The sequence below is a fragment of the Pseudomonas sp. AC112 genome (assembly GCF_979253545.1).
This window is the reverse complement of sequence record NZ_CEEDCM010000001.1, coordinates 640544-660081: the sequence shown is the minus strand read 5'-3', so window position 1 is coordinate 660081 and position 19538 is coordinate 640544. Positions and strand designations below refer to the sequence as shown.

Below are 19538 nucleotides of genomic sequence, written 5' to 3'. Positions count from 1 at the left end.
GATGGCATCGCCTCGGTTTACCTGATACCCCGAGAGCCATCGCAGGCAAGCCCGCTCCCACACAAGCATTCAAATGGCGAAGGCATGCTGCGCCTGGCCCTGGTGATAGCGCAACCGGCTGACCTGCCGCTGTGGTTTCAAGAAGCCCACCACCGCATCCCGGCTGTCCCGGCACGCCGCCTTGTGCTCCATGTCCAGGAAATGCCCCGTCGCCTGAATCGTACTGAAGCTGCTGTTGGCCACATGCTGGCCAAACAGCTTGGCGTCCTGGGCGCTGGTGTATTCGTCCCATTCACCGTTGAGAAACAACACCGGAATGTCGATCTGCTTGGCGGCCTTGAGGTAGCACAAGCGATCACTGTTGAGCACATGGCTGATGTGAAAGTGCATCTGCCCATACTCATGCTCGGCCAGGCTGCTCACGTGTTTATAGTTGAAGCGCTTGAACAGCGACGGCAGGTGTTTGCCGATGGTGCTGTTGACGAGGTGGCCGACGCGGTCGCGGTCGAGGTTGCCGAGGTAGTCGACGCCGCGTTCCAGGTAGTCGCGCATCGGTGCGTTGATCACCGGCGAGAACGAACTGATCACGGCCTTTTCCACGCGACGAGGGCGGTGGGCAAGGGCGACCAGGGCAGCGGCACCGCCCCAGGAAAAGGACAGCACGTGCTCGGCGGCGAAGTGGTCGATAAGCTCCAGCAGGATCTGGCCTTCGACTTCCTTCGTCAGCATCTGCTCATGGCGGTTGTGGATTTTGGAGCGGCCGGCGTAGGGCTGATCGTACAAAACCACATTGAATTGCGGGTACAGGCTTTTCACGGTTTGGGCGAAGGATGCCGTGGTGGCCATGGAGCCGTTGACCAGGATGATGGTCTTTGCAGCAGCGTCCGCGCGATAGAACTCCGTGTAAACCCGATACTGACCCTGTATATCCAACACAGCGATTTCTGGCCTCATGTCGTAAGACTCCTGGCAAGCGGGTAGGGCGCGCAGATCACTCTGCACGAGCTTTATGACAGGTAGGCATACGCCTGGAAAAGGAGGCCCATGTCGATCCAATGACGGCTGGCCGACGGGTGTTGTTATGGCGGGCTGTTTGCCGGGAAGGCCCGTGGATCAAGCGCGGGCGGGGCAAGGTGTTTCTTGGAGGTTATAGGCGACTCGCCGGTCATATTTGAACGGGTGATCCTGATTCAAGCAGCAGAGCGGGCAGCTCGCAAGGTGGTGAAGCGGTTTTTTGCCATCACCGGCTGAACGGTCATCAGACCTGGCGGATTTCTTCGTCAGTCAGCGCCCTATATTGGCCGGGCGCGAGGGCGGCATCCAGCACCAAGGGCCCCATGCGCTCGCGATGCAGGCCGATGACCTTGTTATCAAAGTGCCCGAACATGCGCTTCACCTGGTGATAGCGCCCTTCGATGATGCTCAGCCGCGCGGTTCTCGGCCCCAGCAACACCAGTTCGGCGGGTTGGGTGGTCAGGTCTTCGAACGCGAAATACACGCCCTGTGCAAACGTGGCGGCGTACTCCGCGCCAATGTCCTGCTCGGTCTCTACCCGGTAAACCTTGGGCAGTTTGGTCTGCGGTTGTGTCAGGCGACGCGACCATTGGCCGTCGTTGGTGATCAGCATCAGGCCGGTGGTGTTGAAGTCCAGGCGACCGGCAATGTGCAATTCGTCTTTGCCCGGCTCATCGAGTAGATCCAGCACGGTCGGGTGCTGCGGGTCCGCCGTGGCGCTCACACAACCCTGGGGCTTGTGCAGCATGAAGTAGCGCGCCGGTTTGCCCGCCTGCAGCACTTCATCGTCAACACACACGCGGCTGAATTCCCGCACTTCGTGATGGGGATCATTGACCGCCACGCCATCCACCGACACCCGCCGCTCAACCAGCAACAGCCGCACTTGCTTGCGATTGAACCGGGGCAGGTTACTGAGGAATCGATCAACCCGCATTACGTTGGCTCAGCCCCACGCAACTGCGCATCGACCTGGGCACAGCGCGGGCATAGGCAGGCCTTGTTGCGCAATTCATCGGGCAAGGCTTGGAGCACGGCCGGGTCGAGGGTGACGCTGTAGCACCAGCACGCCTGGTCGACCGTGCGTGGGTCTGCCAGGGAGCAGTCGTTGCGGGCGCCGCAGGCGGGGCAAAGGGTTGGCGTGGTCATGGGCAGGTTCGGGCTGGATCTGGCAAATAGTCCGGAGTATCCCGGTGTGCCTCGTACGATACAGGGCCGACCCTGCCCAGGCTACTTAGAGCTGGAACTTACTGACCAGTACGTTGAACGAGGTGGCCAGGCGCGACAGGTCCTGGCTGGAGGCGTTGGTCTGATGGGCTCCGGCGGCCGTCTGGGTAGACAGGTCCTGAATATTCAACAGGTTGCGATCCACCTCGCGGGCCACCTGGGCCTGTTCCTCCGAGGCCGAGGCGATCACCAGGTTGCGCTCATTGATTTTCGCCACACTGGCCGTGATCCGTTGCAACGCTTCGCCGGCGTTCTGCGCCAGGGCCTGGGTATTGTTGGCCCAGGTCAGGCTCTTGTTCATTGCCGCGACCGCATCGTCGGCGCCGGTCTGTACTTCACCAATCATCTTTTCAATGTCCACCGTGGACGTCTGGGTGCGGTGAGCCAGCGCCCGCACTTCATCGGCGACCACCGCAAACCCACGCCCTTGCTCGCCCGCGCGGGCGGCTTCAATGGCGGCGTTGAGGGCCAGCAAGTTGGTCTGGTCAGCAATGCCGCGGATCACATCGATCACCTTGCCGATCTCTCGCACCTGGCCGGCAAGGTCTGCAACCGATTGTGTGGAGTCGTTAATCTCGACCACCATCGAACTCATGCCGGACACCGCCTGTTCCACTTGCTGGCGGCCATCTTCGGCCTCGGTGGTGGCCTGGCGCGAGGCTTCAGAGGTCGAGACAGCGTTGCTGGCCACTTCGTCCACGGCGGCGGTCATCTGGTTGACGGCGGTGGCTGCTTGTTGGATTTCATCGTTCTGGCGGGTCAGGCCGCGGCTGCTTTCATCGGTGACGGCACTCAGTTCCTCGGCCGCCGATGCAAGCTGGTCGGACGCGTTGGCGATTTCCACGAGGGTACTTTTCAGGCCGCCTTGCATGTCCGACAGCGCCATCAGCAGTTGCCCGGCTTCATCGGTGCGCTCGGTGATGATGGCCTGGGTCAGGTCGCCCTGGGCAATGCGTTGTGCGCTCTGCACGGCTTGAGCGATAGGGCGGGTGATCAGGCGGGTGATCAACACACCGATGATGATCGCAATGAGGAACGCCAGCACAATGCCGCCGATCATCCACGTCAATGCACTGTTGCGCAGTTCATCGGCTGCGACCGCGCCTTCCTTGATCTGGCGGTTATTGGACTCGATCATTACGCGGATCAGCTCACGCGCCTGGCGGAACAGTTCATTGTTGCTGGTATTGAGCTGGGCCCGGGCCTGGTCGACTTGGCCACCGTCGAGCAGTGCCATGATGCGTTCAGAGTTGCTGATGTAGCTGGGCCAGATCAGGTCAAGTTTGTCTCCCGCTGCCCGTTCGTCATCTTCCAGCGGCGTTGCGCGGTAAGTGGCGTAGGACGCTTGGCTACGCTTGAGTTCCTGGGCGATGTCCTGGCGCACGCGGTCGCGGTCCTGCGGGGAAACGTCGCCTCTGCTGGCATCCATCAAGCGGTACAGGCCGCGGTTGTGGGCCACCAGGCCGTTGAGCGTAGCGGCCGTGTTGCTCACCGAAACCAGGTTGTTGGAAAACGTCAGTTCCAATGCCGTGGAGAGGCGAACCACCCCTTTGATTCCCAGCAGGCCCACCGCCAGGGTGACCAGCGCACACAGTAGAAACGAGAGCAGCAGTTTGGTTGAGATTTTCATGGGTCAGGTCCGGACAGGGTAGCGAAGGCGCACGCTAGAGCCTCCCTGGCACGGTGCGATGTCATAGTGACATCATCGCAATTGAGAAAGTTGCGAGCCAGACAAATTTACTGAACCGATAAAGCTGGCGCAGATGTATCAAGCTGTTGCGAAAACGCACCAGATTCCGTTTTTGATGTCAGATATTTCGTCATTCAGTGAAAGCTGAATGCCGCCCTCCCGCGTCGCTGGAGGTGCTCTTTCGCGGTCCAGGAGGCCGCCATGTATCGACGACTGCTGCTCAGCGCTTTACTCGGTCTGACCCTTTCTGCTTGTGTGCCTTATTACGATGGAGGCCAGAGCTACTATCGATCCGAGGTCTACACCTCACCGGCGCCGGTGTACTACTACGGCGGTGGCACGGCGTATCCGTATCGACGTGACTACTACCCCGCACCGCGCTACTACGCGCCACAACCGCGCTACTATTCGGCGCCGCGTTATTACCAGCCGGCACCGCGTTACTACGGACCGCGCGCAGGTTACCGGCCTTACCCGAACCAGGGGTGGGGTGGCGGCGACCGTTGGGGAAATGGTGGGCACGGTCGCGGTTCCGACCATGGGGGTGGCCGGGGCGGTCACCGTTGACAGGTCTGCATTGCAAGCGGCGCATGAAGCGCCGCTTTTTTATGGGCAACTGTTTAGTAATCGGACAGGTCGGCCAAGGGGTGGCGACCTTCCCACGCCTTATTGAAATGCGCCTGCACCACCGCCTCCGGAATCGCGTTGATATCCGGCCAATGCCAATGCGGCGCCTGGTCCTTGTCGATCAGCCGCGCACGCACGCCTTCGCTGAATTCGGGGTGACGGCAGCAATTGAGGCTCAGGGTGTATTCCATCTGGAACACCTGCGCCAGTGACAGATGCCGGCCACGCTGGATCTGCTCCCACACCAGGTGCGCGGTCAATGGGCAGCCTTCGCTGAGCATCTTGCCGGCCCGGCTGAACAGCGGGTCGGCGTGTTCGCTTAGTTGGCTCAACGCCCGCCAGGCACACCGCACATCGCCCACATCCAGCCATTCGTCGATCTGCGCCCGGCGTGGCAGCCATTGTGCCTCCGGTTGTTGCTCGACGGCTTCCTGGGCCAACGCCTTGAGAAGACTGTTGAGCTGCATCGAGGTCTGTTCCTGCCAGTTCAGTTGCAGCAGGCCGTCGAGCAGTTCGTCTTGCTGGTCGTCGCGCAGGAAGCGGTCGGCCAGGCCCAGGTCCAAAGCGTCGCGGCCATTGATATGGGCGCCTGTGAGGCCCAGGAACAACCCGAGCTTGCCCGGCAGGCGTGACAGGAACCAGCTGGCACCGACGTCCGGGTACAGGCCGATGCTGATCTCTGGCATGGCCAACCGGCTGCTCGGTGTAACGATGCGCACGGCGGCACTTTGCAACAGGCCCATGCCGCCGCCCAGCACGTAGCCGTGACCCCAGCAGATCAGCGGTTTAGGGTACGTGTGCAGGCGATAATCCAGGCGGTATTCCGCCGCAAAGAACTGCGCAGCCAGCGACGGCACGACACCTGGCTGTTCGCGGCAAGCCTGCGCCAGGCTGCGCACTTCACCCCCGGCGCAAAACGCCTTGGAGCCGTTGCCGCGCAGCAGTACACAAACGATGTTCGGGTCCTTGGCCCAGGTGTCCAGGCGGTCGCCCAGGGCGAGGATCATCGGCAAGGAAAGGGCATTGAGGGATTTTTCAGCGTCGAGGCTGGCGATGCCGATGCGGGCACCGTCGCTGCCGGTCAGCTCTTCGAAGTGCAGGTTCATCGTGACCTCATTCGATACGTTGAAGGATGAGTATGATCGCTTCGCAGGAAAGTGCGGGTGGTGTGTCAGATCAATTGACAAGCGGGGTCGGCTTTCCTAGGGTTCGCCTCATTCTTTTTGACAAGACCATTCAACCATGACCGAAGACGACCGTATCAAACTCGAACCCAGCTGGAAACACGCCCTGCGGGATCAGTTCGAGCTGCCGTACATGTCCCAGTTGCGCGAATTCCTGCGCCAGGAACATGCCGCCGGGAAAGAGATCTACCCGCCTGGCCCGCTGATTTTCAACGCACTCAACTCCACACCGCTGGACAAGGTCAAGGTGGTCATCCTCGGCCAAGACCCGTACCACGGCCCCAGCCAGGCCCACGGCCTGTGCTTCTCGGTGCAGCCGGGCGTGCCGGCGCCGCCGTCGCTGGTCAACATCTACAAAGAGCTCAAGCGCGACCTGAACATCGACATCCCCAACCACGGCTACCTGCAAAGCTGGGCCGACCAGGGCGTGCTGATGCTCAACACCACCATGACCGTCGAGCGCGCCAACGCGAACGCCCATGCGGGCAAGGGCTGGCAGTTCTTTACGGATCGGATTATCGAAGTGGTCAGCGAACATCAGCCGCACCTGGTGTTTTTGCTGTGGGGCGCCCATGCCCAGGGCAAGCAGAAGCTGATCGACGCGACCAAGCACCTGGTGCTGACGTCGGTGCACCCGTCGCCGTTGTCGGCGTATCGCGGGTTTTTGGGTTGCGGGCATTTCAGCCGGACCAACAAGTTTCTTGAGCAGAATGGCGAGACGCCGATCGAGTGGCGGTTACCGCCGGTCTGATTGAAAAGGGCGGTGCAATGCCGCCTGAACCGCGTCTACTCCTTGTTTCGACACGGGCTTCACTTTTTTGAACGCTTCAGAACGCAGGGGTACCTGTTAGTTCTGACAGTATTCATGGTCAGTTCAAGCGCATTAACTACTCTTCTCGGCCGTTGGGGCTGGTGCCTACCAGCTCTTGGTCGACGGCGGCTTACTGCTGATTACCAAGGAGATTAGATATGACTAGACCCACTGTAACGACTCCAATGGTCGCTCGAGCCAGGGCTCCTGGGGTTCTTGAAGCAGATGCCCCGGTGGCGCCGGATGCGTTGCCCCTGTGGGATGACGATGTTGGTTTCAAGATCCCGGTGACCTTTCAAAGTACGGGGTTGCCAGTCCAGGTACCCACCCTGTGGGGGGGGACTGGCGCTCTGTTCCCTGGCGACATAACTGCCGTTGTCTGGTACTGGGATGGCGTACCGTTTGACACCAAGCGGGTGGAGGCACCTTACGATGCCACCGACTTACCTCTCGTTGACGCGGTGGTACCGCCCCAACTGATGGATGCCGCTGGCTTGCATAACTTGCACTATGAAGTGTTGCTTAGGGAAAGCAGTGGGAACCCCGGCGAGCTGTCTTTTGTAACCGTGCTGGACAGCGACAAGGTCGGGCCCAATCAGGGGCAGCGTGGTCCACGGCTGCGATTTCCACCTGAAATTGAACAAGATGGCGTCACTGATGATTACCTGAATGACCCCGCCAATAACGACCAGGTGGTGGGCACCGTCGTTTCCACTACTACGCCTGCCTGGCTGGACATGCGATTAGGCGATGTTGTTGAAGCCTACCTGGCTCTTTTGCCTTTGCGTCGGCCCTTGCGCAGGCATCCACGGCAACAGGATATTGTTGCCACAACCCCCATCACCCAAGCACACAAAGATGGAGCGCCCGTTGAGGTGATTTTCCCCGGGGACGTCCTGCGTAGTCTGGCGTCCAATCGAGAGTACAACGCACACTACTGGCTGCGAGACCGGGCAGGTCGCGAATCGGGTCCGTCATTTACCAGTGTGTTGTATATCAATTTGGCAGTAACACCTATTGAGCTGCGCCCGGTCGATCTGCCTCAGTTGAACGACGGACGTATCACACTAAGCGATGCCCGCGAGCCCGATGGTGTGTTCATGAATATTCCTGAAATATTCGGCTCTGCGCCGGGGGACATTCTGCGTCCTCTCTGGAACTTTATTCCTCTGCCTGAAATTGAGATTGCGGCTATTCAGGCTTGGCCCATCTGCGTGCCAATCCCGTATTCGGACCTCGCTACAGGTGGTTTTGAGGTGACACCGGGGACGATTCGGGCGGGTTATACATGGGAGCGAGGATCGGCGACGCCCAGGCCCTCCCAACCTCGGTTTGTCCCTGTCGACTTGACGGTTGCCGGCCCAGTCAGCCCAGGCAATCCGGACCCAATCAACCGCTTGCTGGAGACAGTCACCGTCAAGGGGCGAGACGCTGATAACCTGCTGACCCTCAATGATGTGGGCCTCCCTGTTCGGGTCGTGACCTTGTTGTTCGACGAGCCTAATGCCAACGAAACCTTGGAGCTGATGGTAGGTAACCATCCGGTACCGTTGGCCACCTATACCGTGCAGCTCAACGACGTCGCCGGGCAGGAGATCGAGTTTTTTGTCGACTGGGCTGATTTGGCACCCATTGTTGGTAACGGCGGCATCTTCGCGTTCTTCTATTGGACCTTTAACGGCGTGAACCGCCAGCGTGCCGAGGACACCTCGGTGACTGTCAACATTGTGCCCATCGTCGGGTTACAGGACCTGGAGTACGTTGGCGTCACCTATGGACCGGGGCCTGGTGCAGGGTTTATCAGTTGCCCATTGAGGCCTTGGGTTAACGGTGTAGGCGTCCTCATTCCGGGGGACGCTAGTTTGCTGGAAGGCGGTGACGAATTGGTTCTCGAGTGGGCCAGTTACGCAAACCCCAACGGTCATCCGAGTGGCGTCATGCCCGAAACGATTAACACATTTTCCCATACGTTGAGTCCCGCAGAGGCTCGGGATGGTTATGAGTTCAGGGTTCCCTTCGACCCCTACATCCTGCATCCAGGGTTGGTGAAACCACCTACCGGGCAAACAAATCCTCGACATGGTTCAGCCATAGCACAGTACCGGGTGATGAAACCCGCAGGGGGCGGAATGGGGTGGTCTCCTCGCAGGTTGGTGGCCATTACGTTGATCCGTCCTGCTGGCCTGCCGCCTTGCCTTTCGGATGAATGAAGCCGCGCGCACGGGCGTTACACCCGTGCGCGATTCAAACGCTCGGCACCTGTCAAGTTTGACAGTTACGGGTGATCGAAAACTCACATTTAATGGACACGAGATCAGCAGGTTCGCAAGACCAGGTAGTTGTCGGTCGTAGTTCGCTCTTCCCCATAGACGGCCCGGGGTGACCGGGGTGAAAACTTGTTCCTACCAGGAGTGTGCACCATGTCCAACAAGCCCCAAAACATCATCAATAAAAAAACGTCCGCGCAACCGCAGTTTCCCATGGAAGATTGGGAAGATCCCGTCATTGATCCCACACTTGAGCCTGCCCCTTTGATCGACGGGTTGTTACCCGCTATTCCTGGGGACTCACATAGGAATATTGTGGACAGGGACATGCAACTGCGGGGCGTGGTGCTGTCCATCCGGCTGTGGGATCGGAGTGGCTTTCTCAATGACTTTGAAACACTCACCGTATTCGTTAACGACAGGCCTATAGAGATCAGGACCTATGACCAGACCGACGCTCTGCCAGACCCTGTGATGGTGGATCTGGGGCCTAAATCCGCGTTGCAGACTCATGGCATCAAGGACATCCGGGTGCATGTAGTCAATTTCGGCGCCAATGACGTTAACTACAACATCACCCGGGTCTATGTGGATGTGCAGGACCCTAACTACAACAACCAACCTGGTTTGATCAGACTGGAAGATTACGGTTCGGATCTGACTCCTGCTGACTTGGAGGGAAAAGCCGGACTTGATTTCATTATTCCTAATCCTGCCGATCGTCGCGGGGGAGATACTTATAAGGTTTATGTCGGGACGAGCGAGCTTCCGGTGGCGGATAGCGTTCCGCTGACCGGAGACATTGAGGGGACCATTCCCACCGCGATGATCCTGGCAAGGTCAGGCGAAATCCCTGTGCGGTATAGCCTGGAGGATCGTTCTGGTAACAGCACCGTCCTCTCCCTTCCGGCGTATGTGCGGGTCAGTCTCAACGATCCACCGGAATTCGGTACTGTGTCGGTGTTGGAAGAGCCCGTGGTCGATAAAGAGGAAGCCCGCAACAGTGCGACGGTGCGCCTGGAAAACCTTACCGGCCATCTGCCCTCAGATATCTTGGTGGTTCGCTGGGGAACGGTTGAGATCTACCGGCAAGCCCTCGGCATGGGCATCTTCCCGATGGACATTCCCGCGCCGTTTGCGGCTATTGCGGCGGGCGGGGACTTTTACACTGCGGACATTCAACTCACTGTTGAACGCCTGGACGGCAGCACATACCCAGGGCCAGGCACGCAGGTAGACGTCGACCTGCGTGAGCCGGGCGTCACCAACCCGGACCCAGGCCCGGTAGACTCCAACCTGGCCAAGCCTGATCTGATTGGCGGAGGACCGCTGCCAAGGCCACTCAATCGTCTCTCGGAAAAAGACCGTGGATTTGATGCCACCGCAACCTTCTTGTTGCCACCCGGCCTGGAGACAGGTGATTTCATTGACTTTGTCTATGCGGGCAATGTTGTCGCCACCTATCCTGTGACGGGGGCCGAAGCCCCAGACTTTACCGTGACGGTTACCGTGGACTGGGATGACATCGATGGGACGGGGAACGGTACTATTCCCCTTTTCTGCCTCATCCGTGATGCGGTCAATTACAAACATTCGCCACATCAAGACGTCATCGTAGAAGTCTTCAATCTAAACGGCCTGGCCGATGCGATCTTTAGTAACGCCCAGCCTGTTACCGGCCAGACGAACTTCAGCTACTACATCAATTGCACAAGAAGTCCTTGGCTGGGTGTGCCCATCCAGGTCCTGGATTCTGGATTGCTCCAGATCGACGATGAAGTGATGATTGAGGCGGTCAGGTATGCGTATGTCCCACCTACTGCACCGATCGGTGTGCCTATCGGTACGCCCATAGAGAGTGCGTGGTTCACACTCAACAGTTCAGATGTCAATCTTGGTCTGGTTGTGCCAATGGATTTGAGAGCCTGGTTCGAAGACCACACGGGTACTACAGGTCGAGGCTATGTTGGCGTGCGCTGGAAACTTTATCGCCCCTCGACAGGCGATAGGGGCATCTCCGAGGAGGTCAGGGCGGCCTGGGACCTCGTCGGTACTGGCGGTGGTGTGCCGGGTAGTTGCGTTCCGGGGGCGTCACGTCGTAACGGTACGCTTTGAAGCAACGTTGAAGCTTCATCCTTTCTGATTGAAAGGGTGAGGCTTTTTTGTGTAATGACCTTTAGTCGCTACCCGCGTGACCTTAAGGAAAGTCCTACAGGGCTTGGGAGGTCAGGTCTTTAGTCTCTGCGCCGAAGAAAACGGAAACCTATTCGATACGGGGTCCGGATTCGAACTGGTATTTACTTCTGAGACTACATGGCATGACTTCTATTACTTCCCATCGTTTTCGCTTGTCGCGTTTATCGTCAATCATCAAACTCATGGCGGTTGCCCCGCTCTACTTGCTGAGCGAGCAAGCACTCTCCGCGGTCGTCGTAGACGGTAATGTCGGTAGCGGCAAACATGACGTCTATCCCGGTACAGGCGCTACCGATTACATTGCCCAGAACGGTGCGACGCTCACTGTCCACGACGGCGCGACGGTCAAGGAAATCCGGGCTACGACCGGCTCCAATCTGACCATGACCGGTGCCACTGTGACCTCGGCACACGCCTCCCAGGCGGCGATTACCCTGGCCAACTCGAACGCAGTCATCACCGGCACAAAGATTACCAGCCATTTCAGCGGCGGCTTGAGCGTGGCTCGCCAGCCGGGCACGACGACTGGTTCCTATGCACAGGTCAATGGCAGCGAAGTCATCGGTGCAACCTGGGGAGCCAACGTCACCTCCCATAGCCTGCTGGAGCTGAATAACTCTACGTTGACAGGGCAAAGCCGGCAGGGCTTGGTGCTGCAGGGGGGCGCGGCGATTGCAACCGGCAGTGAAATTATAGGGGCTACCAGTGGTGTGGTAATGACGGGTGAGAGCCTGAGCGTGCCTGCAACGCCTCAATTGACCCTGGACGGTTCGCGGGTGGTTGGGCTCAATGGTCCGGCAATCAGCGTAGAGCGACCGTTCACTGCTGAAATCGACGTGCGCAATGGCTCCACCCTGGTCGGCGGCAACGGCAACATGCTCGAGCTGACGGGGGGCGGCAACGCCAACATGCGCGTCAACAACAGCGCCCTGACCGGCAACATCCAAGTGGGCACCGGCAGCGCCCTGGACCTGAGCCTCGACCACGCCATCATGAACGGCGACGTGATCAACAACGGCGGCAGCGCCAGCGTTGGCCTGAGCAACGGCTCGATCCTCACTGGCCGTCTGGAGAACGTCGACAAGCTGGCGATCAATAGCGACGCCACCTGGGTGATGGTCGACAACCAGCAAGTGGGCGACCTGTCCCTGAGCGGCGGCAACGTCAAGTTTGGCGACCCGGGCGTGTTCTATCAACTGGACGTGGAAAACCTGTCGGGCAACGGCACCTTCATCATGACGGCGGATTTCTCCACCTTGACCGGTGACTTCCTTAACGTTACCGGGACGTCGTCGGGTGACCACAAACTGCTGATCGCCAGCAGCGGTGCCGACCCCTTGAGCGATGATCGCCTGCACGTGGTACACACCGCAGATGGCGGCGCCAAGTTCAGCCTGCTGGGTGACCGCGTGGACGTGGGGACCTACTCCTACAGCCTGGTCAACGACAACGAAGGCAAAGACTGGCTGCTGGACCCGGACAGCAAGGTCATCAGCCCGAGTACCCACTCCGTTCTGGCTCTGGCCAACGCAGCGCCGAGCGTGCTCTACGGTGAAATGACCAACCTGCGTACCCGCATGGGGGAGTTGCGTCACAGCGATGGCAAGTCCAGCGGCTTGTGGAGCCGTACGTACGGCAACAAGTTTGAAGTGAACAACCGCGATAAAGGTGTGCAGTACAACCAGGTCCAGCGTGGCTTCACCCTGGGTGCCGACGTACCGTTGTCCGGCGGCGACGGCCAATGGCTGGCAGGCTTCCTGGCCGGTCACAGCACCTCCGACCTGGACCTGAACCGTGGCAGCAAAGCCACCGTCAACAGCTACTACGCCGGTGGTTACGCCACGTGGCTGGACGCTGAGAGCGGCTTCTACTTCGATGGCGTGCTCAAGTTCAACCGCTTGCACAACGAGTCCAACGTGGCAATGAGTGACGGCAAGAAAGCCAAGGGCAACTACACGCAGAATGCGGTAACCGCCTCGGCCGAAGTGGGCCGTCACATCAAGCTGGACGACGGCTTCTTCGTGGAACCTTACGGCCAATTGGCCACGGCGATCATCCAGCGCCAGAGCTACGAGCTGGATAACGGCCTGCAAGCCAAGGGCGCGCGTACCGCTTCGGTGGTGGGCAAGGCCGGTGTGACCGCCGGGCGTGACATCCAACTGGACGGAGGCAGTGTGTTGCAGCCGTACTTGCGCACTGCCGTTGCCCATGAGTTCAACCAGAGCAACAAGGTGTCGGTGAACGGCAACAACTTCAACAACGATTTGTCGGGTACCCGGGTTGAAATGGCAGCTGGTCTGGCCATGGCTGTGTCGAAGAACTGGAAGGTTCACGCCGATGTAGAGCGCAGCATGGGCAAGAGTGTTGATCAGCCGTGGGGGGTGAATGTGGGGGTGCGGTATGATTTCTAAGTTTGCATAAAATCAGCACCTATTAAAAAGCCCCGTATCCTTGATACGGGGCTTTTTTACAGGCTTCAATTTAAAATTGAAGCTTAAGCCGGCCTATCATCTGGTTTGGTCCATCGTTGTTGTATGCAAGCCTGCGCTACGAGATAACGACAGACTGATTATTGCCCGAACTCCACGCATCCCAACTCAAGCCTGAGCCACTCACCACTTCGACTATGTGGTAAACGTTAGGTTGGCCGGCTGTTGGGTGTACAGTCCAGTAATAACCGCTTAGTGGAAATGCGCTACTGAATCTCCAATACAGCGAGGAGAATTCACTGATTGTGGGCAACCGTCCGCTGGCATTGGCATTCGCCCATGGCAATATACCAATGTACGTAAGGGTTGAGTAAGACCCCGAAACTTGAATCTGGTAGGTTGCCGACTGCGGTGGCTGCGAACTATCCGTCACTGTGATGGTTGCAGTACCAGTGCCATTGGGTGTGACCCTCCCTGACGAAGCTTCAACAATGACTGCACTACTATTGCTGGAGTACCTATAGGGCCCTTTGCCTCCCGAAGCTGTACGAGTGGTGAGCCCATACGCAAGCTCGGTGATACCAAAGTTTTTAAGCAGCCACCCGCCGAGATTTACAAACCTGGTATCACCGGGAATAGTTAGCGGTGGCACCGAGCTTAGGGTGTAGGTCCTGGGAGTCAAAGCTATCGCTCCGCTTTCAAGGCCAGTCCCATTCAAGACAACCTTGGCCCTAACAGTCAGGGAGCTGCCATTGGGTTTTGTCTTGAGGTAATCGCCTGGGATCAGGTCCAGAGTACGGCCCGCTGTGAACTCGGATGGGGTGACAACCAGGCCGTCACGCAACGTCAGGTCGCCGGCTGTGTGTTCCAGTTCAATGAATACCGGTTGTCCCGCCTTGAAGAATGGCCATGGGTCGATTTTCACGTTGTTGGCGGTGTTCACGTTAATTGAAGTGCCATTCGCCTCAGGTACTGAAACGATGTCCAGCGTACTAGATGGTAATGCCGTGACCCTGAGCGTCAGGATGGCTGACGGAACAGGGTTGCCATTGCGCATAACCGTGAAAAACACCTGGCAGAAACTCCCCAGGTAAGCGGCCACGAAATCACTCAGGATGGGGAAAGAAATGTAATCCACACCTGCGTCAGGCACACCAGGTTTGGACGGGATGACGGGTTCGCCCAGGCCAGGCATACCCACAATATGAACAGTTACATCATCGGTGGGTAACAAGTCGGTAGCAGGCACCTGGATGGTGACGATGGTGGGCGACGGCGGCCGTACATGCAGTGGGTTCATCTCGGCTTCGGTAGGCGAAATGACCGTCGCCTCCAGCACCTTGGGTGGCGTAGGGAGCCTCAACGCCATGCCGACATTGATAACCAGGTCTCGTGAAAACAGATTAGCGGCACCTGGTGCGGGAATGACCTCGTAGTACAACCTCATCGTGCTGTTCAGGTTGGCTAGTACGATCAGTCGTGGAACGGTAAACGGCACGACTGAACCCTCCCAGTTGTCGTCCACGTTGAACCAGTTGCTTGTAAAGCTACCTCCTGGCTGAGTGCCAATGGCGAACAGCCGTATCTGGGCCCCTTCGACAATTACCGGATGGGGGTCAACGCGTACGTTGAGGTTTGCCAGGCTGATGGCGGGGTCGAACGTGTGGTCGGGAGGTGTTGCCTGCAATGTCCACGGTGGTGGTAGTACCGCTTGTGCATCGCCGACCGGTACAGTGACCGACTTCGATGCGGGTCGCTGGGCAGCGCCATTGATCTCGTAGTACGCAACGAAGTAGCCACCGTTCAGTGCGGCGAAGAAGGGGTTGTCCAAGAGGAACGTCAGATCGCCAGTGCCGGCCATGTCTGTAAACGTCGCGTACACTGGTCTTCCGTCAGCTGTCAGGCCCGTCACGATGAGGTCAACGCGGTCATTCGGTAACTGGCCGAAGTAACGCGGAACCACAATTCTCACCGGGTTGGTATCAGCTGGTAAGGCACCCTCGTTGAGGTCCAACACTATCGGTGCTTTGAGACCGTCCTCAACGGGTTCACCATCGATAGCGTACAACACACCTTCTGACGGGCGATCAGCGACGCCTGGTCGAACCCGTTTGTAGGTGATCAGAATCAGGCCGCCCGATAGCAGTAAGAGAAAATCAAGGTCCAGAGGGATGTACACACGGATCGGTGTAATCGAGTTGACCGTGTAGTCGATGATTTTTTCGGAGGAAGTGCCATCTGCGGCAAGCCCTCTAACCGTAATGATCACCGTATCGTCGAGGAGGTAGCCTTGGTTGCGGATCAGCAGTTCCAGCGGCGTATCGACGACAAGATGTCGCGTGTCGATAAAGTCCAGATCGCGTACTGGGTCGTAATCGGATTCGGATGCAAGTAACGCTTTCAGCAGCGGCTCGGTCGAAGCACCGGAGTCCACTTGTATCAGCCGAGGCGGTGAGGCCCCGGGGGAGGGGTTGCCGACCTTGTCCAGTACATTCCATTCGGCTAACCGAACGCCGTCGGGCACTTGGCTCCAAAAACCGAAATACAGGGTGAATTTGATGGGGTCATTGCTAGCGGCTTCAAAAGCGGTGACCGTATGACTGGCTGTTGCACCGCCGATACTCACGGTGATGACGTCATGTTCCTTGCGCCAGTGAACTTGCGGCAATGACCTGTCCAGCGGGTAGTTGGCGATTTCTACCTCGGTGCCGAGCTGCATCTGGGCTAGGGTTACGAGACCAAAAGCTTCAATCAACGGGTCGGTAAACTTCAACACGGCCATGTTTTCGTTATAGGGCTTGTTGAAGGTTGGGAATGGGCTGACCGGTAGTTGGCGATCAACGAAAATATTAAAGAGCTTGGACGGCACGGGGTCGCCACCCTCCGGCGTTACAAAGGCCTGTATCGTATTGTTGGCCTGGTCGAAAAAGCGACTGCTGTTGATGAACAGGACGATCGCCTTGCCCTTGGAGGCTTCATCGTCGGTGACAATGTGGAATGTAACTTGTGTCCCGTTGACCCTGAGGCTGATGAAATCGTGCTCTTTTTGGTCCAGGTATGCATTTACGATGCAGATCACACCAAATTGGTTGACTATCAAGGCTGCAGCATTGAGCCCACCGTCGTGGCCCGGGACAGGGTTCCAGAGTGTGGGGAGGTACAAGGGCAGCACGCTGAAGGGCGTATTGATAAAAGCCTTGTCATTCAAGATCGCCCCGGCGGGCGGTGGAGACGTGAAGCCTTCGCGTCGATAAAGGTTAGGTGGCAGCCCACCCGACACTTGGCTACGGACTTTGACTAGTTGGTTTCTCGCTACGTTGCGAGAGCTTGCAGTCAAGGCTGGAACACTGGATTCGTCATCATTACTGGGTTCAGGGTTTTGGTCGTAGGTCATGATCGGCATCCTGTTAGATAGAATCGACGCGATCTGAAGCCCGATGGAGCGTCGACAGTCGCTGGCTCGATTCAACGCCCGCGGTCGCTGGCCGACTAGCTGTGAAAAATGACAGTGCCGACAAACGGTAATGAGGGGGGCGGAGCTTGCCATCCCAGAAGAGTTAAGACGGGCGGTTCCAATGCCTGAACAACGGCTCCGCCAGAAACAACACAAACAACAAGCGCATCACCTGCATCGCCGTCACCAGTGGCACGGACAGTTGCAGGGTCTCGGCTGTAAGGCTCATCTCGGCAATGCCACCGGGCATCATGCCCAGGGTCAATGAGCGCAGATCCAGGTGTGTCAACGCACTCAGCCCCACGGCCGCCAATGTCGCCAGCGCCATGGTCAACGCCGTGCCGATCAAAGTACGGCCCATGAACGACGGCGCCCGACGAAAGAACTGCCGGTTGAAGTGGCAACCCAAGCCACTGCCGATCAACCACTGACCGATCTGGCTGCCGCCATCGGGCAGGCCGATATGCAGGTCCCAGACCACGCTGGCCGTCGCACTCACCAGCAACGGCCCGAACAACCAAGGGTTCGGCTGGCGCAAGCGCTGCCAACCCCAGGCGACCAAGGCGCCCAGCGGAAACAGCGCCAGCAGCCACGGCCAACTCACCGGCGCCGGATGAAACTGCGGTGTACCGCCTTCGAGCAAGTACTTGAAGATCGCCGGCACACACAGCACCACCACCAGCACCCGCAGGCTCTGCCCCGCCGCGACACGGCTCAACACCGCGCCATTGCGCGCGCCGAGGTTGACCATCTCACCGGAACCACCCGGCATGCTGGAGAAGAACGCCGTGGCGCGGTCTTCACCGCTGCGGCGCATCAACCACACGCCGACCACGCTCGACAGGCTGGTGACCAGCGCGCCGAAGAAGATCAGGCCGAAGTGGCTCATCACCTGTTCGATCACCACTGGCGTGAAGTGCAGGCCGATGCCGATGCCCACCACCCATTGGCCGCATTTGCGCCCGCCGGGAATCTCCGCCAACTGCCACGGCGTGAGGCAACGTACCAGGATGATCGCCAGCAACGAACCGACCATGTACGGCAAAGGCCAGCCAACCAGGCTGGCCAGGTAACCGCCGGCCAGGCCGACCAGCGGTGTTCCCCACCAATGTTTAAAGCTGACCTCAGACATCGGCCACGGCACGACGCTGCAGGGCACGTTTGCGGTAGATGCGGATCAACGGGAAGGCCAGCATCAGCGCGGTCAGCACCCACACGCCAAAGGTGATCGGGCTCGACCACAGGATCTGCAGGTCACCGTTGGAGATCGACAGCGCACGGCGCAGGTTCTGTTCCATCAAGCCGCCGAGGATGAAGCCGAGCAGCACCGGTGACAGCGGGAAGTCGAGCTTGCGCAGGATGTAGCCGAAGATGCCGATACCGACCATCAGGAACAAGTCGAAGGTGGTGGCGTGAACGGCGTACACACCGATCGCGGTGATGATCGCGATCACCGGCACCAGCGCCCAGTTCGGCACGGCGAGGATGCGCGTGAAAATGCGGATCATCGGGATGTTGAGGATCACCAGCATGATGTTGGCGATAAACAAAGAGGCGATCAGGCCCCAGACGATGTCCGGTTGCTGTTGGAACAGCAGCGGGCCCGGGGTGATGTTGTACAGCGACAGCGCGCCGATCATCACCGCCGTGGTGCCCGAGCCGGGAACGCCGAGTGTCAGCATTGGCACCAGGGCGCCGCAGGCGGACGCACCAATCGCGGTTTCCGGAGCGGCGAGGCCGCGCATGTCGCCCTGGCCGAATTTACCGCTGGCACCGGCCAGGCGTTTTTCGGTCATGTAGGCAACGGCCGACGCCAACGTGGCACCTGCACCGGGCAGCACGCCCATGATGAAACCGAGCAAACCGCAGCGGATGTTGACGACAAAGACCGCGCCCGCTTCCTTGAGGTTGAACATCATGCGGCCCGTGGCTTTCACGGCTTCCTGGCCACGGTGGGTTTTTTCCAGCAGCAACAGGATCTCACTGATAGAGAACAGGCCCAGCACCAACACCACAAACTGGATGCCGTCGGTGAGGTGGATGTTGTCGCCGGTAAAGCGGTACACGCCGCTGTTCGCGTCGATGCCGACAGCCGACAGGAACAGGCCGATCAGCGCTGCAACAAAGGTCTTCAAGGGTTTGTCACCGGCCATGCCGCCGAGACAGACAATCGCAAACACCATCAGTACGAAATATTCCGCCGGCCCGAAGGCAATCGCCCATTTGGCCAGCAGCGGCGCAAACAGCACCATGCCGCAGGTGGCGATAAACGCGCCGATGAACGAACTCCACGCCGACAGCGACAGCGCCACACCGGCGAGGCCTTTGCGGGCCATGGGGTAGCCGTCGAGAGTGGTCATAACGGTGGACGCTTCGCCCGGGATGTTCAGCAGAATCGAGCTGATACGCCCGCCGTATTCGCAGCCCAGGTACACGGCTGCCAGCAGGATCAGCGCCGATTCCGGCGGCAGGCCCAGGGCGAACGCGATGGGGATCAACAGCGCCACGCCGTTGATCGGGCCCAGGCCCGGCAACAGGCCGACCACGGTGCCGATCAGGGTGCCGCACAGTGCGGTGATGAGGTTGTAAGGGGACAGTGCAACGCCGAAGCCTTGGCCCAAATAGCCGAAAGTATCCAT

Annotated in this window: 13 protein-coding genes; 5 read left to right on the top strand and 8 right to left on the bottom strand. The window is 59.0% G+C overall.

The features are described from left to right. Positions 1-69 precede the first annotated feature (69 nt). The 4 genes from AC0IYN_RS03195 to AC0IYN_RS03180 form a co-directional block, all read right to left on the bottom strand. Entirely contained in the window at positions 70-954 is an 885-nt protein-coding gene (locus AC0IYN_RS03195; RefSeq protein WP_406598091.1) for an alpha/beta fold hydrolase, read from the bottom strand. A 304-nt stretch (positions 955-1258) separates the two neighbouring features. Then, positions 1259-1951 carry a pseudouridine synthase gene (locus AC0IYN_RS03190; protein WP_457239076.1) on the bottom strand — a complete coding sequence of 231 codons (693 nt, stop codon included), beginning with the start codon at positions 1949-1951 and terminating at the stop codon, positions 1259-1261. After that, positions 1951-2163, bottom strand: a complete 213-nt coding sequence (locus AC0IYN_RS03185; protein ID WP_457248061.1) for a cysteine-rich CWC family protein — start codon at positions 2161-2163, stop codon at positions 1951-1953. The genes AC0IYN_RS03190 and AC0IYN_RS03185 overlap by 1 nt, the downstream gene beginning before the upstream one ends. Before the next feature lie 85 nt (positions 2164-2248). Continuing rightward, positions 2249-3871, bottom strand: coding sequence for a methyl-accepting chemotaxis protein (locus AC0IYN_RS03180; protein WP_406598094.1), 1623 nt, complete (start codon positions 3869-3871; stop codon positions 2249-2251). A 261-nt stretch (positions 3872-4132) separates the two neighbouring features. On the opposite strand from AC0IYN_RS03180, the gene AC0IYN_RS03175 reads away from it, so the two are divergent. After that, entirely contained in the window at positions 4133-4498 is a 366-nt protein-coding gene (locus AC0IYN_RS03175; RefSeq protein ID WP_078047330.1) for a hypothetical protein, read from the top strand. A 53-nt stretch (positions 4499-4551) separates the two neighbouring features. Here the strand turns inward: AC0IYN_RS03175 and AC0IYN_RS03170 are convergent, their stop codons facing one another. Next, entirely contained in the window at positions 4552-5664 is a 1113-nt protein-coding gene (locus AC0IYN_RS03170; protein ID WP_457239078.1) for an enoyl-CoA hydratase/isomerase family protein, read from the bottom strand. A gap of 136 nt (positions 5665-5800) precedes the next feature. On the opposite strand from AC0IYN_RS03170, the gene ung reads away from it, so the two are divergent. From ung to AC0IYN_RS03150, 4 genes are all read left to right on the top strand, one after another. Next, positions 5801-6493, top strand: coding sequence for a uracil-DNA glycosylase (gene ung, locus AC0IYN_RS03165; RefSeq protein ID WP_471840509.1), 693 nt, complete (start codon positions 5801-5803; stop codon positions 6491-6493). 218 nt (positions 6494-6711) lie between these two features. Further along, on the top strand, positions 6712-8763 hold the full coding sequence (locus tag AC0IYN_RS03160; protein ID WP_457239079.1) for a hypothetical protein: 2052 nt from the start codon (positions 6712-6714) through the stop codon (positions 8761-8763). A gap of 210 nt (positions 8764-8973) precedes the next feature. Continuing rightward, entirely contained in the window at positions 8974-10935 is a 1962-nt protein-coding gene (locus AC0IYN_RS03155) for a hypothetical protein (RefSeq protein ID WP_471840507.1), read from the top strand. Positions 10936-11138: 203 nt separating this feature from the next. Then, positions 11139-13427 carry an autotransporter outer membrane beta-barrel domain-containing protein gene (locus AC0IYN_RS03150; protein ID WP_471840505.1) on the top strand — a complete coding sequence of 763 codons (2289 nt, stop codon included), beginning with the start codon at positions 11139-11141 and terminating at the stop codon, positions 13425-13427. A gap of 136 nt (positions 13428-13563) precedes the next feature. Here AC0IYN_RS03150 and AC0IYN_RS03145 read toward each other — a convergent pair whose 3' ends face one another. The 3 genes from AC0IYN_RS03145 to AC0IYN_RS03135 all read right to left on the bottom strand — a co-directional run bounded on the left by AC0IYN_RS03145 (position 13564) and on the right by AC0IYN_RS03135 (position 19538). Then, positions 13564-16839, bottom strand: a complete 3276-nt coding sequence (locus tag AC0IYN_RS03145; protein WP_457248056.1) for a hypothetical protein — start codon at positions 16837-16839, stop codon at positions 13564-13566. 163 nt (positions 16840-17002) lie between these two features. Then, a complete protein-coding gene (locus AC0IYN_RS03140) occupies positions 17003-18031 on the bottom strand; it encodes an AbrB family transcriptional regulator (RefSeq protein ID WP_457239083.1) in 1029 nt (342 codons plus the stop codon). Further along, positions 18024-19538: a tripartite tricarboxylate transporter permease gene (locus AC0IYN_RS03135; protein WP_122724860.1), complete on the bottom strand. Its 1515-nt coding sequence runs from the start codon at positions 19536-19538 to the stop codon at positions 18024-18026. Before AC0IYN_RS03135 ends, AC0IYN_RS03140 begins: the two co-directional genes overlap by 8 nt.

Coding starts and splice junctions, on each gene's coding strand:
- AC0IYN_RS03195 (WP_406598091.1), bottom strand. CDS start 954: ATGAGGCCAGAAATCGCTGTGTTGGATATACAGGGTCAGTATCGGGTT.
- AC0IYN_RS03190 (WP_457239076.1), bottom strand. CDS start 1,951: ATGCGGGTTGATCGATTCCTCAGTAACCTGCCCCGGTTCAATCGCAAG.
- AC0IYN_RS03185 (WP_457248061.1), bottom strand. CDS start 2,163: ATGACCACGCCAACCCTTTGCCCCGCCTGCGGCGCCCGCAACGACTGC.
- AC0IYN_RS03180 (WP_406598094.1), bottom strand. CDS start 3,871: ATGAAAATCTCAACCAAACTGCTGCTCTCGTTTCTACTGTGTGCGCTG.
- AC0IYN_RS03175 (WP_078047330.1), top strand. CDS start 4,133: ATGTATCGACGACTGCTGCTCAGCGCTTTACTCGGTCTGACCCTTTCT.
- AC0IYN_RS03170 (WP_457239078.1), bottom strand. CDS start 5,664: ATGAACCTGCACTTCGAAGAGCTGACCGGCAGCGACGGTGCCCGCATC.
- ung (WP_471840509.1), top strand. CDS start 5,801: ATGACCGAAGACGACCGTATCAAACTCGAACCCAGCTGGAAACACGCC.
- AC0IYN_RS03160 (WP_457239079.1), top strand. CDS start 6,712: ATGACTAGACCCACTGTAACGACTCCAATGGTCGCTCGAGCCAGGGCT.
- AC0IYN_RS03155 (WP_471840507.1), top strand. CDS start 8,974: ATGTCCAACAAGCCCCAAAACATCATCAATAAAAAAACGTCCGCGCAA.
- AC0IYN_RS03150 (WP_471840505.1), top strand. CDS start 11,139: ATGACTTCTATTACTTCCCATCGTTTTCGCTTGTCGCGTTTATCGTCA.
- AC0IYN_RS03145 (WP_457248056.1), bottom strand. CDS start 16,839: ATGACCTACGACCAAAACCCTGAACCCAGTAATGATGACGAATCCAGT.
- AC0IYN_RS03140 (WP_457239083.1), bottom strand. CDS start 18,031: ATGTCTGAGGTCAGCTTTAAACATTGGTGGGGAACACCGCTGGTCGGC.
- AC0IYN_RS03135 (WP_122724860.1), bottom strand. CDS start 19,538: ATGGATACTTTCGGCTATTTGGGCCAAGGCTTCGGCGTTGCACTGTCC.